Consider the following 17,725-nt stretch of genomic DNA (forward strand, 5'->3'; position numbering starts at 1 on the left):
GTTGAGCGCCTGACCTCTCGTTTTCACGTTGCACGAAGGTGCTGAACGACGACGCCCGCGGCAGAGATAATACGCTCTGGCACTCAATCTTTATATAAATGTGTAGCGGTCCCGGACGTGCCCGAACAAGGCGGGGATGGCGTGCTTGACGTTAAGGGCCGTGAGCGGTAGAGCGCCAACCTGAAGCGGCAGCCTAAAGCGCCGACTTGTCGCCGCACACGCGAGTCGCGGTCACGGGATTGCTGCTGTGCGCAAAACCCGAGATCAACGTCACTGCCGTTCGCAATATGTCGTCCGACATCGTGCTGTCTTTTGGCCACGCGAAGGGGTTGATCGTCTTGTTCGTGCACTCGTTGCCCATGATGGGCTCACTTGGCGGCGCTGCGCTGCGGATGACGTTGTCGGCCGCGACGTTTGCGAACGTGCCCCCGCTGGCTGCCAAAGCAAAAGCAGCAGCCCAGTATTTCTTCTGTGTCATGTTTTAGCTCGGCGGCCAATTGACAAGCACAACTGCCGATCATGGTTGCCACTTCATGACACGGTCAACCTCGCGACGCCATATTCAGCCGCAATAACCCGCCTTAACCCATTCATCTGGAATAACCCGCCACTTCCTCCGATAATACGAACGTCTTCCGACCCTCGCCATGACCGAACTCGAAACCTCAGTCGTCGTGTTCTTTTGCCTGCTCGCGGCCTCGGGACTTGGCGCGTTCGTGGGCCCGTTGCTGCCCGAGGAGCACAAGGCGCATGAAACGGTGCAATTGCTCAAGCTGGTCGCCGGCATGCTGGTTACGTTTGCGGCGCTCGTGCTGGGTCTGCTGACGGCATCGTCGAAAACCGTATTCGACACCACCACTACCGACATTCGTACCTACGCCGCCGCGCTAATCCAGCTCGACGACAGCTTGCGCGAGTACGGCCCGGATGCCGACGCGGTCCGCCAGATCCTGCGTGCCTACACGGCGGCCGCGATCGCGTCGACCTGGGCACACGAAGCGCCGCCGCCCGGCGACTATTATCAAAAATGGTTAGCGCCGGGTTCCGGTACCGACAATCTCGATAGCCGCACGCTGGGCGCCATGCTTGAACAGGCGCAACAAGACGCCCGCGCGTTGAAGCCAGTCGATCAGTTTCACCAAGAGCTTGCCGATCAAGCGCTTGGCCAGTTCGACCGGCTGATCCAGCAACGCTGGAAGATCGTGGAGGAAGCGCGCGGTTCGGCTTCATCGCCGTTCGACAAGATTCTCGTCTTCTGGCTGCTCGTCATCTTTCTTTGCTTCGGACTGATCGCGCCACGTAACGCTTTGGCGCTGGTTTTGATCATGCTCGGGGCGTTATCGATAGCGTCCACGGTGCTCGTGATCCTTGATCTCGACACGCCGTTTACTGGCACCATCCTAGTGCCGAGCCAGTCCATGCGCGATGCGCTTGCTTACCTCAACCACTGAAGGCCTCAGGCTTAACCAAACCCGCCCAACATCTTCGATGCCATCCACCCTCTACACTGACCCGCGCCTCGTCGCGCTGTACGACACCCTGAACCCCTTCGCCGCCGATACCGACTTCTACCTCGCGCTGGCCGCGGGCAAGCAGCGCGTCATCGATCTCGGTTGCGGAACGGGTTTGCTTGCGTGTGAACTGGCGTCACGGGGGCATCGCGTGATTGCCATCGATCCCGCGCCCGAGATGCTGCGCGTAGCGCGGCATAGACCGAACGGTGACCAGGTTCAGTGGATTGAAGGCGATGCCCGGGCGTTCGCCTTGTTACCGCCCGCTGACCTGCTGGTGATGACGGGCCACGTCGCACAGGTTTTCCTCGACGACACCGCGTTCCTCAATACCCTCAAAGCAGCCCGCTATGCGCTGCGCGACGGCGGCACCCTGGCCTTCGAGAGCCGCAATCCGGCCACGCGGCCGTGGGAATCCTGGACGCCCGCGCAGCCGCACCGGCTGATCGACGCGGATGGAGTCGGCGAGGTGGAGGTGTGGCAGGACGATGTGAGCGTCAGCCCGGAGCCGGGCATTCGCTTCAGCACGGTTTATCGATTCAAGGCGACAGGCGAGACGTTGACGTCCGCGAGTGAACTGCGCTTTCGCACTCAGGACGAACTCGCCGCGCAGCTCGGGGCCGCGGGGTTCAGCGATCTCGCCTGGCAGGGCGACTGGGATGGGTCGGCGGTATCGGCCGAAAGTCGCGAACTGATTCTGGTCGCGCGCTGAAACAACTGAATGCAACCGACGAATGCAACCGGCCATTCGCCGCCGGATCAGAATTCCACAGCTACGAAATCGTCTTTGCCGACATCACACAACGGGCAGCGCCACGTGTCCGGGATCTCGGCGAAACGGGTTCCGGCGGCAATGCCTTCTTCCGGCAAACCGTCTTCTTCGTTGTATATCCAGCCACAAATCAGGCAAACCCAGCTTTTATATTCTAAAACTTCACTCACGACAGACTCTTTTTTCTCGTTCGACAAAACATCATTAAATATTCGACCCGGCGCTCAATGCCCAAAAGTTCGTCCTTCGGGCGGAGCCGCACACGGCCGCCAAAATAGTCGGCGACCCGAATAGTACCGGAATGTCAGAATGGGTTCATCGATGCCAGGCGGCCTCCGGGGCGGGCGCAAGCACGGATCTGAGTGAATTCTTATGCTCGGTGTATCCTCTCCCCGGCGGTTTTTGAGTCCCTTGCGTATTGGCTGGTATTGGCTGGTATAGGCCAGCCAGTCGCTGTGTCTATTCGGCATGGTTATCGGACGAGCGCACGAAAGCACGAAACCGTTTTGGCCTGTCCGGATAGTTGATCCGGCAGCCGCATTTCTCTGGGAGCAAAAAAAATGATGTTCAAGAAACTGTTGTCGGGAGCGGTGTTGTCGAGCGTTTTCCTTGTGGCCGTTGCGGTGCACGCGCAATCGGCCAAGGTATTTTTCATCGAGCCGAAAGATGGTGCAACCGTCACAAGCCCGGTGCATATGGTCTTCGGCCTGGAAGGCATGGGGCTCGCGCCGGCCGGCGATACCGATCCGCAGAAAGGCCACCACCATGTGCTGATCGACGCAGGCCCGATGCAAAAGGGCCTCGTGATCCCAATGAACGATAAATCGCTGCATTTCGGCAAGGCGCAGACGGAAGCGGACGTGAAGCTGCCGCCGGGCGATCACACGCTGACCCTGCAGTTCGGCGACGGCGCGCACCAGTCGTTTGGCCCGGAAATAAGTCAGACAATCAAGATCCACGTGAAATAACGGATTTCATCGTTCCACTGATTGGCGCCGGGCCGCTCTGGGCTTGGCGCTCATCTCAAAAGACGCGGCGTGGCCGCGTTTTTTTGGGTGCCTTTTTTGACGCCTTATCGGGCGCCTCGCCTTGTCCTGATGGCATAGGTCCTGTAAGTGGCGTCCAGGCGCGCCGGTCAAGACCGGTACAATGGCCGCTTCCAGTATTTGCACATTTCCGGCTGCCTCCCCATGTCGCTTTATTCCATTTCGAACGCGCAACTCGCGTTCGGCCACGTTGCGTTGCTCGATCACGCTGACTTTTCACTCGAAGCGGGGGAACGCGTCGGCCTGATCGGCCGTAACGGCGCGGGCAAGTCGTCGCTGCTGAAGATCATCGCCGGGCTGACCAAGCCGGACGATGGCCTTATCACGCGGCAAAACGAACTCACGATCGTCTACGTGCCGCAGGAACCCGAGTTTGACCTGGAGGCGTCGGTGTTTGACGTCGTCGCGTCCGGCTTGTCCCACGAGCGGGAGCTGCTCGACCAATATGACGTCGTGGCGCACAAACTCGCCGATACCCCCGAAGGTCCCGAGCACGACGAGCTGCTGCACAACATGAACGCGCTGCAATCCTCGCTCGACCTGCACGACGCCTGGAGTTGGCAAACCCGCGTGGCGACCACGCTGCAACAGATTGGGCTGGACGGCGACATCCGTTCGGGCGCGCTCTCGGGCGGCATGAAAAAGCGCGTGGCGCTGGCGCGCGCGCTGGTGGTGCAACCGGACGTGCTGCTGCTGGACGAACCGACCAACCACCTCGACTTCGACGGCATTCGCTGGCTGGAAGAAATGCTGGTCACGCTGCGCACCGGTTTGCTGTTCATCACCCATGACCGGGCTTTCCTTGACAAGGTCGCTACCCGCATCGTGGATCTGGATCGTGGGCGCTTGCTGTCCTATCCGGGCAACTACACTGCGTACCAGACCCGCAAGGCGCAGCAGCTTGAGATCGAACAGGTCGAAGCGGCCAAGTTCGACAAACTGCTGGCGCAGGAAGAAGTGTGGATTCGCAAGGGCGTGGAGGCGCGGCGTACGCGCAGCGTCGGGCGTATCGCGCGGCTGGTGGAAATGCGTAACGAGCGCGCCGAACGCCGCAACGTGCAAGGCAACGTGAAGCTTGATGTGGGCCAAGGCGAGCGCTCGGGCAAGATCGTTTCGGAACTGACCGACGTGACGAAGAAATACGGCGATCGAACGATTGTCGATAACTTCAGCGCCACCGTCATGCGCGGCGACAAGTTTGGCTTCATCGGTCCGAACGGCGCGGGCAAGACCACGCTGCTCAAGATGATCCTGGGCGAACTCGCGCCGGACGAAGGCACGGTGCGCACTGGCACGAACACGCAGGTAGCGTATTTCGACCAGATGCGCGCGCAGCTTGATCTGGACAAGACACTCGCCGACACCATCAGCCCGGGTAGCGAATGGGTCGAAGTGAACGGCGTGAAGAAACACGTCATGAGTTATCTCGGCGACTTCCTGTTCGCACCGGAGCGCGCGCGTTCGCCGGTGCGCTCATTGTCGGGCGGGGAACGCAACCGGCTGCTGCTCGCACGCCTGTTCGCGCGGCCCGCGAACGTGCTGGTGCTGGATGAGCCGACCAACGACCTGGATATCCAGACGCTCGAATTGCTCGAAGAACTGCTGACTGACTACGACGGCACCGTGCTGCTGGTGAGCCACGACCGTCAGTTCCTGGACAACGTCGTGACGTCGGTGTTTGCGTCGGAAGGTGAAGGCAAGTGGCGCGAGTACGTCGGCGGCTTCACCGACTGGCAGATCCAGCGCGAACGTTCGGAGAGAATGGCTCTGGATGCCGCCCGTGACACGGCCAAGCAGGCGAAGAAGGAAGACGGCCCGAAAGACAGCGGCGCCGGTCGAAATGCGCAGCGCTCGACCAAACTGCCCTACAAGGAAGTGCGCGAGCTGGAAGCGCTGCCTGCGCAAATCGCCGCGCTTGAAGCCGAGCAAAAGTCGATTGCGGCCAAGCTCGAAGACGGTTCGGTGTACGCGACAGATCCGAAAGAAGGCGCGCGGCTGAGCGCCCGGCATGCGGCTATCGACGAGGAATTGCTGGTCGCGCTCGAACGCTGGGAAGAGCTGGAAGCGAAGCGCAAATAAGGCGCAAACAGGTCGCGAGTAAGCGGCCTTTGGGCCCGGCGTCTTGTCCATATCGAAAAATTTGTCGGAAACAGTAAAATACGTCGCGTTTTCGGGCGCACGGCCGAGCGAGCAAGGTGTCATCGCGGTTACACGGGGGTGACACCGTGTAGTGGAACGCTATAGTCAGGCGAGAGGCCGTCGCGGTTTCGAGTTAGTAACGCGCAATCCGGCGCGGCCGGGTTGGCCCGCTATGTTCACGCATTCGCCGGTTGTCCGGCGTGGCCGCTTGCTGAATTCCGCTATCGAATTCAAGCTTGGGCCACCCGGACCGCCGGACCCACGTCCAGACATGTCCACGAAAAAACCCAGCGCCGACAGCGGCAAGAACAGCGGATACAGCGAAGCATCGATCAAGGTGCTTAAGGGTCTCGAGCCGGTCAAGCAACGGCCCGGCATGTACACCCGCACTGAAAATCCGCTGCACATCATTCAGGAAGTCATCGACAACGCCTCCGACGAGGCGCTCGGCGGCTACGGCAAGCAGATCACGGTCACGCTGCATGCCGATCATTCGGTGTCTGTCGAAGACGATGGACGCGGCATTCCGTTCGGCATGCATCCGGAAGAAGGCGTGCCGGTCGTCGAGATCGTGTTCACGCGCCTGCACGCGGGCGGCAAGTTCGATAAAGCCGCCGGCGGCGCGTACACGTTTTCGGGCGGCCTGCACGGCGTGGGTGTGTCGGTGACGAACGCGTTATCCACGCGCATGGACGTGACCGTGTGGCGCGACGGCAGGGTCGCCGATCTCGGTTTTTCGAATGGCGACGTAGTGAAGCCGCTCGAAACCCGTGCCATGAATCGCGGCGAGAAAAAGTCAGGCACGCGTGTCACCGCCTGGGCCAATCCGAAATATTTCGATTCGCCCAACTTGCCGGTTGGCGAGTTGCAGCGGCTCTTGCGCTCGAAGGCAGTCTTGCTGCCGGGCGTGGAAGTTGTGCTCATCAACGAAAAAACCGGCGAACGCCAAACCTGGAAATACGAAGATGGGTTACGCGGTTACCTGCTCGAAGGCATGGGCGGCAGCGACTTGCTGATCCCGTTGTTCGAAGGCGAGCGGTTCGCGGGCAATGCGAAGTTGAGTGAAGAAACCTTCGCCGAAGGCGAGGGCGCAACGTGGGTTGTTGCGTGGAGCGAAGAAGGTCCGTTGTTGCGCGAGTCGTACGTCAACCTGATCCCAACGCCCGCTGGCGGCACGCATGAATCGGGCTTGCGCGACGGACTGTTCCAGGCGGTCAAGAGCTTTGTCGAATTGCATAACCTGCAGCCCAAGGGCGTGAAACTGCTCGCGGAAGACGTGTTCGCCCGCGTGTCGTTTGTGTTGTCCGCGAAGGTGCTGGATCCGCAGTTTCAAGGGCAGATCAAGGAGCGCCTCAATAGCCGCGACGCGGTGAAACTCGTGTCGTCGTTTACACGTCCCGCGCTCGAACTGTGGTTGAACCAGCACGTGGAATACGGCAAGAAACTCGCGGAACTGGTGATCCGGCAAGCCCAGGCGCGTACGCGCGCCGGGCAGAAGATCGAAAAGCGCAAGAGCTCGGGCGTGGCTGTGCTGCCTGGCAAGCTGACCGATTGCGAATCGACGGATGTCTCGCGTAACGAACTCTTCCTGGTCGAGGGCGATTCGGCCGGCGGCTCGGCAAAGATGGGCCGCGACAAGGAGTTCCAGGCCATTTTGCCGTTGCGCGGCAAGGTGTTGAACACGTGGGAAACCGAGCGCGACCGGCTGTTCGCGAACAACGAAGTGCACGACATCGCAGTGGCGATCGGCGTGGATCCGCATGGTCCGGACAGCCTCGACCAGAAGGCCGATCTCTCGAATCTGCGTTACGGCAAGATCTGCATCCTGTCGGACGCGGACGTGGACGGCTCGCACATCCAGGTCCTGCTGCTCACGCTGTTCTTCAAGCACTTCCCGCAACTGATCGAGCAGGGCAATGTATGTATCGCGCGGCCGCCGCTGTTTCGTGTCGATGCCCCCGCGCGCGGCAAGAAGCCGGCGCAAAAGCTCTACGCACTCGACGAAGGTGAGCTCGAGGCGATTCTGGACAAGCTGAGGAAGGATGGCGTGCGCGAGACGCAATGGTCGATCAGCCGTTTCAAAGGGCTGGGCGAAATGAGCGCGGAGCAGTTGTGGGACACCACGATGAACCCGGACACGCGCCGCCTGCTGCCGGTTCAAGTCGGCGATCTCGGGTTTGACGACACGGTCACACGCATGACGATGCTGATGGGCAAGGGCGAAGCGGCGTCACGGCGCAGCTGGCTTGAGGAGAAGGGCAACGAAGTCGAAGCCGACATTTGATGGCATTTGACGACACTCGACGCCGCATGCACCCCTTGAACTTCGTCAACGCATAACACTGGAAATCTGATGGACGATCTCTTCGCGGACCAAGAAGCCGCGCCCGAAGGCGAAAAACTGACCCTTGGCGATTACGCCGAGCGCGCGTATCTCGACTATGCGGTGAGCGTGGTCAAAGGCCGGGCGCTGCCCGACGTTTCCGACGGCCAGAAACCCGTGCAACGACGCATCCTGTTCGCGATGAACGAGATGGGCCTGGCCAACACCGCGAAGCCGGTCAAGTCGGCGCGCGTGGTGGGTGACGTGCTGGGTAAATATCATCCGCATGGCGACCAGTCGGCCTACGACGCACTCGTGCGTCTCGCGCAGGCGTTTTCGATGCGCTATCCGTTGATCGACGGACAGGGCAACTTCGGCTCGCGCGACGGCGACGGCGCGGCGGCCATGCGGTACACGGAAGCGCGCCTCACCCCGATCGCGAAATTGCTGCTGGATGAAATCGACATGGGCACCGTCGATTTCATGCCGAACTACGACGGTTCGTTCCAGGAGCCGAAGCTTTTACCCGCGCGCCTGCCGTTCGTGCTGCTGAACGGCGCGTCGGGCATTGCCGTGGGGATGGCGACCGAGGTTCCTTCGCACAATCTGCGCGAAGTCGCGGCGGCCGCGGTTGCAATGATCCGCGATCCTAAGATCGATCACGCGCGGCTGGTCGAGCTGATTCCCGGTCCGGATTTCCCGGGCGGCGGGCAGATCATTTCGAGCCAGGCTGAGATCGCGGCGGCTTATGAAACCGGTCGCGGCAGCCTGAAAGTGCGGGCGCGCTGGAAGATCGAAGAAATGGCGCGCGGTCAGTGGCAACTGGTCATCACGGAATTGCCGCCGAGCACGTCGGGCCAGAGGGTGCTCGAGGAAATCGAGGAACTGACGAACCCGAAGATCAAACTCGGCAAGAAGGCGCTCAGTCCCGATCAGTTGCAGACGAAGCAGACACTGCTTGCCTTGCTCGACACGGTCCGCGACGAATCCGGCCGCGACGCGCCGGTGCGGCTGGTGTTCGAGCCGAAGTCTAGCCGTATCGACCAGACTGAGTTCGTGAATTCGTTGCTCGCGCACACCAGCCTGGAGTCGAACGCATCGATCAACCTGGTGATGATCGGCGCGGACGGCCGGCCGTGTCAGAAAAGTATCGGCGAGATCCTGCACGAGTGGGTCGGCTTCCGGTTCACGACGGTCACGCGCCGCACGCAGCATCGGTTGGGGAAAGTGAACGACCGGATTCATATTCTTGAAGGGCGGATGATCGTCTTCCTGAATATCGATGAAGTGATCCGTGTTATCCGCGAAGCCGATGATCCGAAGCAGGCGCTAATGGACAGGTTCAGCCTCAGCGAGCGTCAGGCCGACGACATTCTTGAAATCCGTTTGCGGCAACTGGCGCGGCTTGAAGCAATCAAGATCGAGCAGGAACTGAAGGAATTGCGCGGCGAAAAGGAAAAGCTCGAAGAGTTGCTCAACAGCGATGCCGCCATGAAACGGCTGCTGATCAAGGAGATCGAAGCCGACGCCAAGCAATATGGCGACGACCGCCGCACGTTGATCCAGCCGGAAAAGCGGGCGACGTTCGAGGCGCGCGTGGTCGACGATCCGGTGACGGTGGTGGTGTCGCAGAAGGGCTGGGTGCGGGCGTTGAAGGGGCACGGCCTCGATCCGGCCAGCTTCCAGTTCAAGGCCGGTGACGGCATCTACGCGGCGTTCCAGGCACGCACGCCGGACATGCTGATCGCGTGGGGCAGCAACGGCCGCGTGTATTCCGTGCCCGTTGCAATCCTACCGGGCGGCCGGGGCGACGGTGTGCCGGTCACGTCGCTGATCGAGCTCGAGTCGGGGTCGCATCTGTTGCATTATTTTGCTGCTTCGGTTGACCAGCCGTTGCTGCTGGCATCGAGTAACGGCTTTGGTTTCATGGCCAAGCTCGGCGACATGGTAAGCCGCGTGAAGGCGGGCAAGTCGTTCATGACCATCGACGAAGGCGCGGCACCGCTTACGCCCATGCCGGTCCTGCCGGGCGCCACGCGAGTTGTGTGCTTGTCGAGTAACGGGCGCTTGCTGGTATTTGATGTCGACGAAATGAAGACCCTGTCGGGTGGCGGCCGCGGTGTCATCTTGATGGCGCTCGATCCGAAGGAGACGTTGCGGCAAGCGCTGGCTATCGACGCACGTGGTCTGGTGCTGATCGGCACGGGCCGCGGCGGCAAGGTGCGTGACGAGAAGCTCGCGGGTGCAGCCCTGGAAGCGCACGTAGGCAAGCGGGCGCGCAAGGGCCGCGCGCCGGAGTCCACAATCAAGGTGACAGAGTTGCGGCCCGTGTTCGAAGGCTGATAACCGAAGCGCACTCACGTGTGCTTATGCGGTATTAACGCGCCCCGGGCCGGCTTCGCCGGCCCGGGGCGTTTGTTTATCTCGAAAATACTTGAACTGGTTTCGTCCGCATGAGTCGAACGCCCGAACTATGTACAAATTTGAAACGAAGGTGGCGGATAAGTGCTGGGGTGAGTAAGTGCTTGGCTCGGCAGTGGAAACCGGTGATTCACGCGCATTTAGGGACGTTAATGAATAAAGCGATTGAAGTGGCGCTGTTCCTGCATTTGTTGGGCGTAGCGGTCTGGATTGGCGGGATGATTTTTGCTCACTTCTGTCTGCGGCCAGCCATAGCGGATTTATCGCCGCAATTGAGGTTGCCGTTATGGGAGTCGGTATTCACTCGATTTTTCAACTGGGTGGCCGCATCAGTGCTGGTGATATTGCTGACTGGCGGCTTCTTGCTGACGCAATTCGGCGGCGCTCGCGCGGCATTGCCGTTACATGCCATGGCGGGTCTCGGCATTGTGATGATGCTGATTTTCGGTCATATCCGCTTTGGCGTATTCCCGAAAATCCGCCGCGCTGTCCAATCGCAAAACTGGCCCGATGGCGCGAGAGCGGTGGGTACGATCAGACGGCTCGTGCTGGTCAATATCGTGCTGGGTGTGGTGACGGTGGGCGCAGCGGTTTTGTCGCGGGGAATGTAGCGCGTTATTGCACAATCCGTCGCCGAAACGAATGACGGGTTGCAGCGGTCAGTCCCAGCGTTTCATTCCATGTTTGAAGGTATTCCGGTCATGGTCAATACCTTTCCGACGGTCTAGAGTGCTGGGATTTAATCGTCTGGGATACAGGCAATGCGTGCTTCGATCGTGTCAGCAAAGGGATGCCCCGGTTCTTCTTCATTGGGGTCCAACGCGTGGCACGGCTGGCTGCGCATTCCAATCCTTCGAATAAGCATTTCGATCCTTGTCAGTTGCATTGCCGGGAAAGCGCAGGCAACCGATCTCGACAGTTCTCAGACCGGCTATATATTGACTCCGGCGGGTATCCGTACACCGTCATAGCCGGTGCGGACATCGATACAACTGCGCAGGGCAGCGTCGGGATTGAAGGGGAAACCAATAAGTCAGCCACATGGGCGCTGACCAATAACGGGGCTGTTAACGGTGGTTATTTTGCGGTCCAGTTCAATAGCCCTGTTGTTATCGTTAATAACGGATCATCAATCAGCCAAGCGACAACCGCCGTAGCCTTGTATGACGGCGGTAACGTGACTAATTCCGCTGGCGCCTTGATCGTGGGCCGGTTAGACGGTGTGTTTGCCGATAGCGCAAGCAGTTCGGTCACTAATGCAGGCGATATCGGCGGCTCGGCACCGGATCTGACTAAAGCTCAATCAGGGATTCATTTGCCGTATGGCGGGACTGTCACGAATCTTTCCAGCGGAAAAATTGCTGCCTACGGTCCCGGCGTGATAGGCGACTCGGCCACTATCGTTCAGAACGCCGGGCTCATTATTTCGATCAACGGGACGGCAATCGATCTGACTGCGGGAACAACGGGCGTAGGCAGCGTGGTTTCCAACAGCGGCACCATCACAGGACAAGGGGGCACGGCGATACTCTTCGGCCCGGAGGACAACACCTTGTTTCTGGCGGGGACCTCGTCGATTGCCGGAATTGTCGATGCGAGTGCGCATGGCGTATCCACAACCAATACGCTGATTCTTGGCGGGACCAGTGCGGGAACATTCGATGTGTCGAGCCTTGGCGCGGCCGGACAATATCGCGGCTTCGACATCCTGCAAAAGAGCGATCCGGGCATCTGGACTTTCACCGGCACCAATGGCGCCCCGCAGACATGGCTCGTGAGCGGCGGCGGCATTACGATGGCGGGACGCTTGAGCGGCAGTCTCATGGCAATGCCGGGAGCAACGGGGATTGATATCGACGTATTGTCCGGCGGCGCGATTGTCGCTTCGTCGGGAAGCGCCGTGTCGGTGAATGATTCAAGCCGTATAGTGAATAGCGGATTAATAAGCAGCACTGCAGATGGCGTCGCCACGGTGATTGCGACCGGTGCAGGGACAAGCGTCGTCAACACGGGGTCTATTACAGCGACCGGTGGACATGCAGCCGGGATTACGATCGATGCGCCAACGGGCGCGGCGAGCTTGACGAATGCGCAAGGCGGATCCATTTCGAGCGCGGCGGGCGTTGCCATTCAGGCTGGGTCGAACGTATCGATTATCAACGCAGGGTCAATTGCGGCGACGGGCGGAAACGGAGCCGGGTTGACGATCAATGCGGCCACGGGCTTTACCACGCTTCTGAACGAACAAGGCGGATCGATCACAAGCGCAGGCGCCGCCGCGGTACAGGCGGGTTCGAACGTCTCGATCACAAACGCGGGTTCCATCGCAACGACGGCATTGAACGCAGCCGGGATTGCTATCGATGCGCCCACGCTGCCCACGACCCTTCTGAACAAACAAAGTGGTTCGATCAAGAGCGCGGCGGGCGATGCCGTACAGGTTGGATCGAATGTCTCGATCACCAACGCGGGGTCGATCGCGGCACAAGGACAAAACGGGATTGGTGTTGTGATCGACGCGTCATCCGGTGCCGCGAGCTTGACGAACGAGCAGGGCGCATCCATTTCGAGCGCGGCGGGCGTGGCCGTTCGGGGTAGCTCAAATGTCTCAATAGTCAACGCAGGGACAATTGTAGCGACGGGCGGGATCGGAGCCGGCATGACGTTGGATGCACCAACGGGCCTTACGACGCTGTCGAACAACCAAGGCGGTTCGATCAAGAGCGTGGCGGGCGATGCCGTGCAGGCTGGATCGAATGTCTCGATCACCAACGCGGGGTCGATCGCGGCGGGAGGTGCAAACGGAATGGGCGTCGAGATTGATGCGTTAGCAGGCTCAGCCAGTCTGACGAATGCGCAAGGCGGATCGATTTTAAGCGCAGGAGATGCAGCCATACAAGCCGGATCGAACGTCTCGATCTACAACGCCGGAACCTTGATCGGAAATGGCGCCGCGGTTCGTTTTACAGGGTCGGGTAATCGCCTGACGCTCGACACCGGCAGTCAGGTATCTGGCGACCTTGATGGCGGAACCGGTTCGGCGAATGCATTGGTCTTGCAAGGATCCGGAACACTGTCCAGCCGCACCTACGGTTTTTCCACGCTCGCGATGCGGGGCATTGACTGGACCCTGTCCAGTTCCATCCAGGTCGCTTCTTCCAGCGCAATTGAAAGTGGCACGTTGAGGCTGACAGGCACAGGCATCTTGACCAGCCCGCTGATTACTGTCGCTCCGGGCGCCACCTTGACCGGAACAGGAAACTTGAACGGTGCGCTCACGTTGCAAGGCGTCATTGCACCGGGCGTGACGAGTACCGCAGCAACATCGGGTCCTCAACCTTTGGCGATCGGCACGCTGTCAGTCGCCGGTTCATACACGCAAACGGCCGGCAGCCGCTACGAGGCTAACGTCTCGCCGCAAGGAATCGACCTCATCAGCGTCGACGGCACCGCAACGCTGCAAGGCGGCACAGTACAAGCGCGAATGCGCACCGGATTGTTCACGCCAAGCGACACGTACAAGATAGTTAGTACAACTTCTGGCCTAAACGGGGAATTCTCGGGTGTCACGGCGTCCAACCCATTCGTCTTGCCGACGTTAGTCTACGACGCGAACAATGCATACATCCACGTACAACGCGGCTTCCAGTTCGCCGGCGGTACACCGAACCAGATAGCGGTCGAGGCGGCGCTCGATCACGGCGTTGCAGGCATGGGCGCGGACGCTCTGCCTACTCGCGATTTCCTGTCCGTCGCAGGCGACCTGCTCAACCTCGAAGGTGCATCGGCTTACGCGGCACTCGACCAACTGAGTGCGGAAGCCTATACGGCTTTCCCGAACGCGCATGTCGAAGCTGCACGGCTGGGCATGGACGCAATCGATTCAAGATTGACCGTGGCGCGTACCACGGGCGCATGTGCTGCAGGCGAGGCGGCAGCGTTGTCTGCCAGTGGAGCGCGGGCCTGTTCGTGGATCAGCGTGCTCGGCAGCACTGGCAGGACAGCGGGATACGACACGTGGCTTGGCCAGCAAACAAGTCTTGCTGGCGTGATATCCGGTGTCGATTATCGTATCGCGCCGCAGTTTACAGTGGGCGCTGCCTTGGTTGCTCTCCACGGTAATACGTCAACGGACACGCTGCCTGTTCACGGCCAATTCGATAGCTACCAAGCCGCGCTTTACGGCAGTTACGTGCCGGGTGCGTATTGGCTTCAGGCCACGATTGGCTACGCACGCAATGACGATAAAATGCAACGCTCGCTCTTTTTCACCGATGCCCCGCGCACGGCAATTGGAAGCGTCGATGGAAACCAATACTTCGCATCGTTACGTAACGGCGTGGATCTGCCAATAGCGAAACTCGGCGTTCTTACACCGTTTGTGGCGCTTGAAATGCAGAGCGTGGAGAGTCCGGGATTCACTGAAACCGGAGCAGATTCTGTGAATCTTGCAGTCTCCGGCAATACGACGACTTCAATGCGGTCGCTGCTGGGTGCGCAATGGCGTAAAGAGGTCGACTGGCTCGGCCGCGCCTTTAGCTTGAATGGGCAGTTGGCCTGGGCTCATCAATATGGCACGCAGACTCAAGCCGCTAACGCGCGCTTCGAAGGCGCAGCAGAAAGTGATTTTACGGTGCACGGCAGCGGACCAGCACGAGATATGGCGCAAGTCGGTGTTGGCGCCCGAGTGGAATTAGGCCGTCAAACCCACGCGTTTTTGCGCTACGACGGTGAATTCGGCGGTGGTGGTCACACGCATACGGGAAGCGCCGGTGTCGATTACCGGTGGTGACGGCGGGAATCTGATTCAACGCGCTCGAGCGCGCTTTGCGCCGCGCACACTTGAAATGATTTCGACTCCAAACGCGGCCCGGCCCATCTTTGCGAGCTAACTAATCGACCTGCGGGATCAGTCAACGGCATTGGACGGCGCTTCCCCTAGCGGCAGCGCCGCTACGTCAGCCATGAGCGCCAGGCCGCACACCCCAAAGCGGTCGAGTAACGCCTGCACACCGTCCGCCGGAACCGCACGAGAAAAGAGAAACCCCTGCGCCTCGACCGGTCCAAGCCGCGATAACCATGCCACTTGCTCCTCGGTTTCGGTTCCTTCAACCACGACGGTCAAACCCAGCGACCGGGCGAGATTAACAATGGCGGAGACCATCACGCAGACGCTGCGATCGTGTGGAATAGCCTGGATAAATGATCGGTCGACCTTGAGGGTATCGACGGCAAAGCGGTTCAGATAAGACAGTGACGAATATCCGGTGCCGAAATCGTCCAGCGCGATCCTGACGCCAAGCCGCTTCAACGCAGAAATTTTCTCCGCGACAATGTCCGGAAACTCCATCATCACGGTTTCAGTAATTTCGAGTTCGAGTTTCCCCGGCGCAATACCGCTTTCACGAATGGCAGCCGCTACGGTCTCAAGCAAATCCCCGCGCCAGAACTGCACCGCCGAGATATTGACCGCTAGCGATAACCCGTCATACCCGTGACGTTGCCATACGGCTAATTGCCGGCACGCCGTATGAATCACGAAGTCGCCAATAGGCACGATCAGTCCAGTCGATTCCGCAACCGGAATGAACTCATTAGCCGGAATCAGACCGTGCTGAGGATGATTCCATCGCGCCAACGCTTCAAAGCCGGTGATACATCGCCGAGTCAGATCGATCTTCGGCTGATAAGCGAGGAACAATTGATCCTGGGCCAGCGCGACCCGTAATTGCTGTTCCCATTTCATCAAATGATCGGCGCGATGGGACAACTGCGGCGAATAAAACTGATAGCAGTTCTTGCCCGCGTCCTTCGCGCTGTACATGGCGAGATCGGCCTTCTTCAGCAAGTCGATTTCGCTTTCGCTCGACACGGAATACAACGCAATGCCAATGCTCGCGTGCAACACGAAGGCGCTGCCGCGCACATCGAAAGGCGTCGCGAACATATGCGAAACCGCTTCCGCCAGTTCAACCGCTTGCCGTTCGACGTCGGCGCCCTTGACCACCACCACGAATTCATCGCCACCAATGCGCGACAGCATGCCGTTGTCGCTGATCGTTTCCGCCAGCCGCGACGCCGTCATTTGCAGCACGATGTCGCCGGCGTTGTGGCCGAGGGTATCGTTCACGGTCTTGAAGTTGTCGAGATCGATGAACAGCAGCGCAAGATGGCCTACGTTCTCCGGTTTGGCAACATCGTGACGAAGCATTTGCAGCGTGGAATAGCGGTTTCGCAAACCGGTCAGCAAATCGTATTCAACCAGATGCGTCATCTCGCGCTCACGCCCGAGCAGTTTGCCGATCAGCCCGGTCGCTACCGCGAAGAAGCCGAGCATGGCGAGCGAGATGAACGTCGCCATCAGCAGATAAACCCGCCGCGTGTGATTGAAGTCGGTGAATTCCTCCGCCTGCGACAGGCCGACGAGCACGCCGAGCGGATAACCATCTATGTGCCGATACGAAACTATGCGCGTGACGTTGTCGATGGGATCGACATAGATGCCGGATGCGTGCTCGGAGGTTGGGTACACACCGCTCGCTGTGAACCCACCGCGCGCGTCGCCGTTACCGGTACCGTCCACCTTTTTCGTCAAGCGGCCGTCCGGATGGACGGATGTCGTGCCTGCGCCTACACCGGTGCTGCGGGCGAGCACTGAACCGTTGTCGGAAATCACGGCGACCACGCCGTCGCGTCCGATCGACGCCACGTTGTAGAAGTCGCTCGTGAAGTAGCTGGGATCCTCCGATACCACCACGACGCCCGCGAACGAACCGTCGGGATGATTCAGGCGGCGCGTGATCTGCAGCGTCCATTGCCGGGATACCCGGCCGAGGACCGGCTTACTGATATAGAGCAGGTCGTCGTTGGAAAGCTGGTGAATCCGGAAATGTTCCCGGTCGGAAAGATCGACAGGTTTGGGGATGGCGCCGGAGGTGGACCCGATCAGCATGCCGTGTTCATCGATCAGCGAGACTTGCACCAGCGTGTCGCTCTGGACCACGCCTTTTTCAACCGTGCTGGCAAGGTTGAACTGCCCCGGTGTTTTCTCGAACTCGTATTTGACGAACCGGGTGATCTGGTCGACCTGATGGATTGCCTTGATCGTGTGCTGCTCGAGCGCGGACGAGAGAATGGCCGCTGAGGCCATTGACGCGTGCGTGGCGGCATCGCGTTCGACCGACAGGCGTGCAAAGATCACCGTCCACAGCAGGACGAGCACGAGCCCGCCTAGCGCCGGAATGGCGAACAATGCGCGGCGCCGTCGCGGAAAATCCGCTTGTTTCATGTCGCGTGGCGCTTTGGGCCGTGATCGATTCATGGGTTTGGTCAGTCCATGGACCCTGTGACGGGTTGCGCCGATACTGCGTCCGGAACAACAAAAATGAATGTCGGCATTGCTGCAGCGCGTCCAATGCCGGTGAGTCGGGTGTTATTGCCGTTTTTCCGATGAATCCGGACCTTTTATGCGAATCTTCTCGACGAGGACCCGCGTGCGCGTTAAGCGCGCTTG

Annotated in this window: 11 protein-coding genes; 8 read left to right on the forward strand and 3 right to left on the reverse strand. The window is 60.0% G+C overall.

Going from position 1 to position 17,725, the window contains the following annotated elements; genetic code table 11:
• Positions 1-193 precede the first annotated feature (193 nt).
• On the reverse strand, positions 194-478 hold the full coding sequence (locus tag ACMX25_RS02870) for a hypothetical protein (RefSeq protein WP_414948047.1): 285 nt from the start codon (positions 476-478) through the stop codon (positions 194-196).
• A 169-nt stretch (positions 479-647) separates the two neighbouring features.
• Between ACMX25_RS02870 and ACMX25_RS02875 the strand changes: the two genes are divergently transcribed.
• Both ACMX25_RS02875 and ACMX25_RS02880 read left to right on the forward strand, forming a co-directional pair.
• Entirely contained in the window at positions 648-1,451 is an 804-nt protein-coding gene (locus ACMX25_RS02875) for a bestrophin-like domain (RefSeq protein ID WP_414948048.1), read from the forward strand.
• Positions 1,452-1,488: 37 nt separating this feature from the next.
• Positions 1,489-2,223 carry a class I SAM-dependent methyltransferase gene (locus tag ACMX25_RS02880; RefSeq protein WP_414948049.1) on the forward strand — a complete coding sequence of 245 codons (735 nt, stop codon included), beginning with the start codon at positions 1,489-1,491 and terminating at the stop codon, positions 2,221-2,223.
• A gap of 47 nt (positions 2,224-2,270) precedes the next feature.
• Here ACMX25_RS02880 and ACMX25_RS02885 read toward each other — a convergent pair whose 3' ends face one another.
• A complete protein-coding gene (locus ACMX25_RS02885; RefSeq protein WP_031361281.1) occupies positions 2,271-2,453 on the reverse strand; it encodes a rubredoxin in 183 nt (60 codons plus the stop codon).
• A gap of 390 nt (positions 2,454-2,843) precedes the next feature.
• On the opposite strand from ACMX25_RS02885, the gene ACMX25_RS02890 reads away from it, so the two are divergent.
• The 6 genes from ACMX25_RS02890 to ACMX25_RS02915 all read left to right on the forward strand — a co-directional run bounded on the left by ACMX25_RS02890 (position 2,844) and on the right by ACMX25_RS02915 (position 15,004).
• Positions 2,844-3,251: a DUF4399 domain-containing protein gene (locus ACMX25_RS02890; protein ID WP_414948050.1), complete on the forward strand. Its 408-nt coding sequence runs from the start codon at positions 2,844-2,846 to the stop codon at positions 3,249-3,251.
• Between the two features lie 222 nt (positions 3,252-3,473).
• Positions 3,474-5,408 carry an ATP-binding cassette domain-containing protein gene (locus ACMX25_RS02895; RefSeq protein ID WP_414948051.1) on the forward strand — a complete coding sequence of 645 codons (1,935 nt, stop codon included), beginning with the start codon at positions 3,474-3,476 and terminating at the stop codon, positions 5,406-5,408.
• A gap of 331 nt (positions 5,409-5,739) precedes the next feature.
• Positions 5,740-7,752 carry a DNA topoisomerase IV subunit B gene (locus tag ACMX25_RS02900; protein ID WP_414948052.1) on the forward strand — a complete coding sequence of 671 codons (2,013 nt, stop codon included), beginning with the start codon at positions 5,740-5,742 and terminating at the stop codon, positions 7,750-7,752.
• 69 nt (positions 7,753-7,821) lie between these two features.
• Complete coding sequence (gene parC / locus ACMX25_RS02905) at positions 7,822-10,134, forward strand: DNA topoisomerase IV subunit A (protein WP_414948053.1); 2,313 nt, start codon at positions 7,822-7,824, stop codon at positions 10,132-10,134.
• Positions 10,135-10,364: 230 nt separating this feature from the next.
• Positions 10,365-10,823, forward strand: a complete 459-nt coding sequence (locus tag ACMX25_RS02910; RefSeq protein WP_414948054.1) for a CopD family protein — start codon at positions 10,365-10,367, stop codon at positions 10,821-10,823.
• A gap of 566 nt (positions 10,824-11,389) precedes the next feature.
• On the forward strand, positions 11,390-15,004 hold the full coding sequence (locus ACMX25_RS02915) for an autotransporter domain-containing protein (protein WP_414948055.1): 3,615 nt from the start codon (positions 11,390-11,392) through the stop codon (positions 15,002-15,004).
• A gap of 117 nt (positions 15,005-15,121) precedes the next feature.
• Here the strand turns inward: ACMX25_RS02915 and ACMX25_RS02920 are convergent, their stop codons facing one another.
• The gene (locus ACMX25_RS02920) at positions 15,122-17,533 is read right to left on the reverse strand and encodes a bifunctional diguanylate cyclase/phosphodiesterase (RefSeq protein ID WP_414948056.1); all 2,412 of its coding nucleotides are present in this window, start codon (positions 17,531-17,533) and stop codon (positions 15,122-15,124) included.
• Positions 17,534-17,725: the final 192 nt, after the last annotated feature.

The organism is Caballeronia eucalypticola, assembly GCF_047608185.1.
Taxonomy (GTDB): Bacteria; Pseudomonadota; Gammaproteobacteria; order Burkholderiales; family Burkholderiaceae; genus Caballeronia.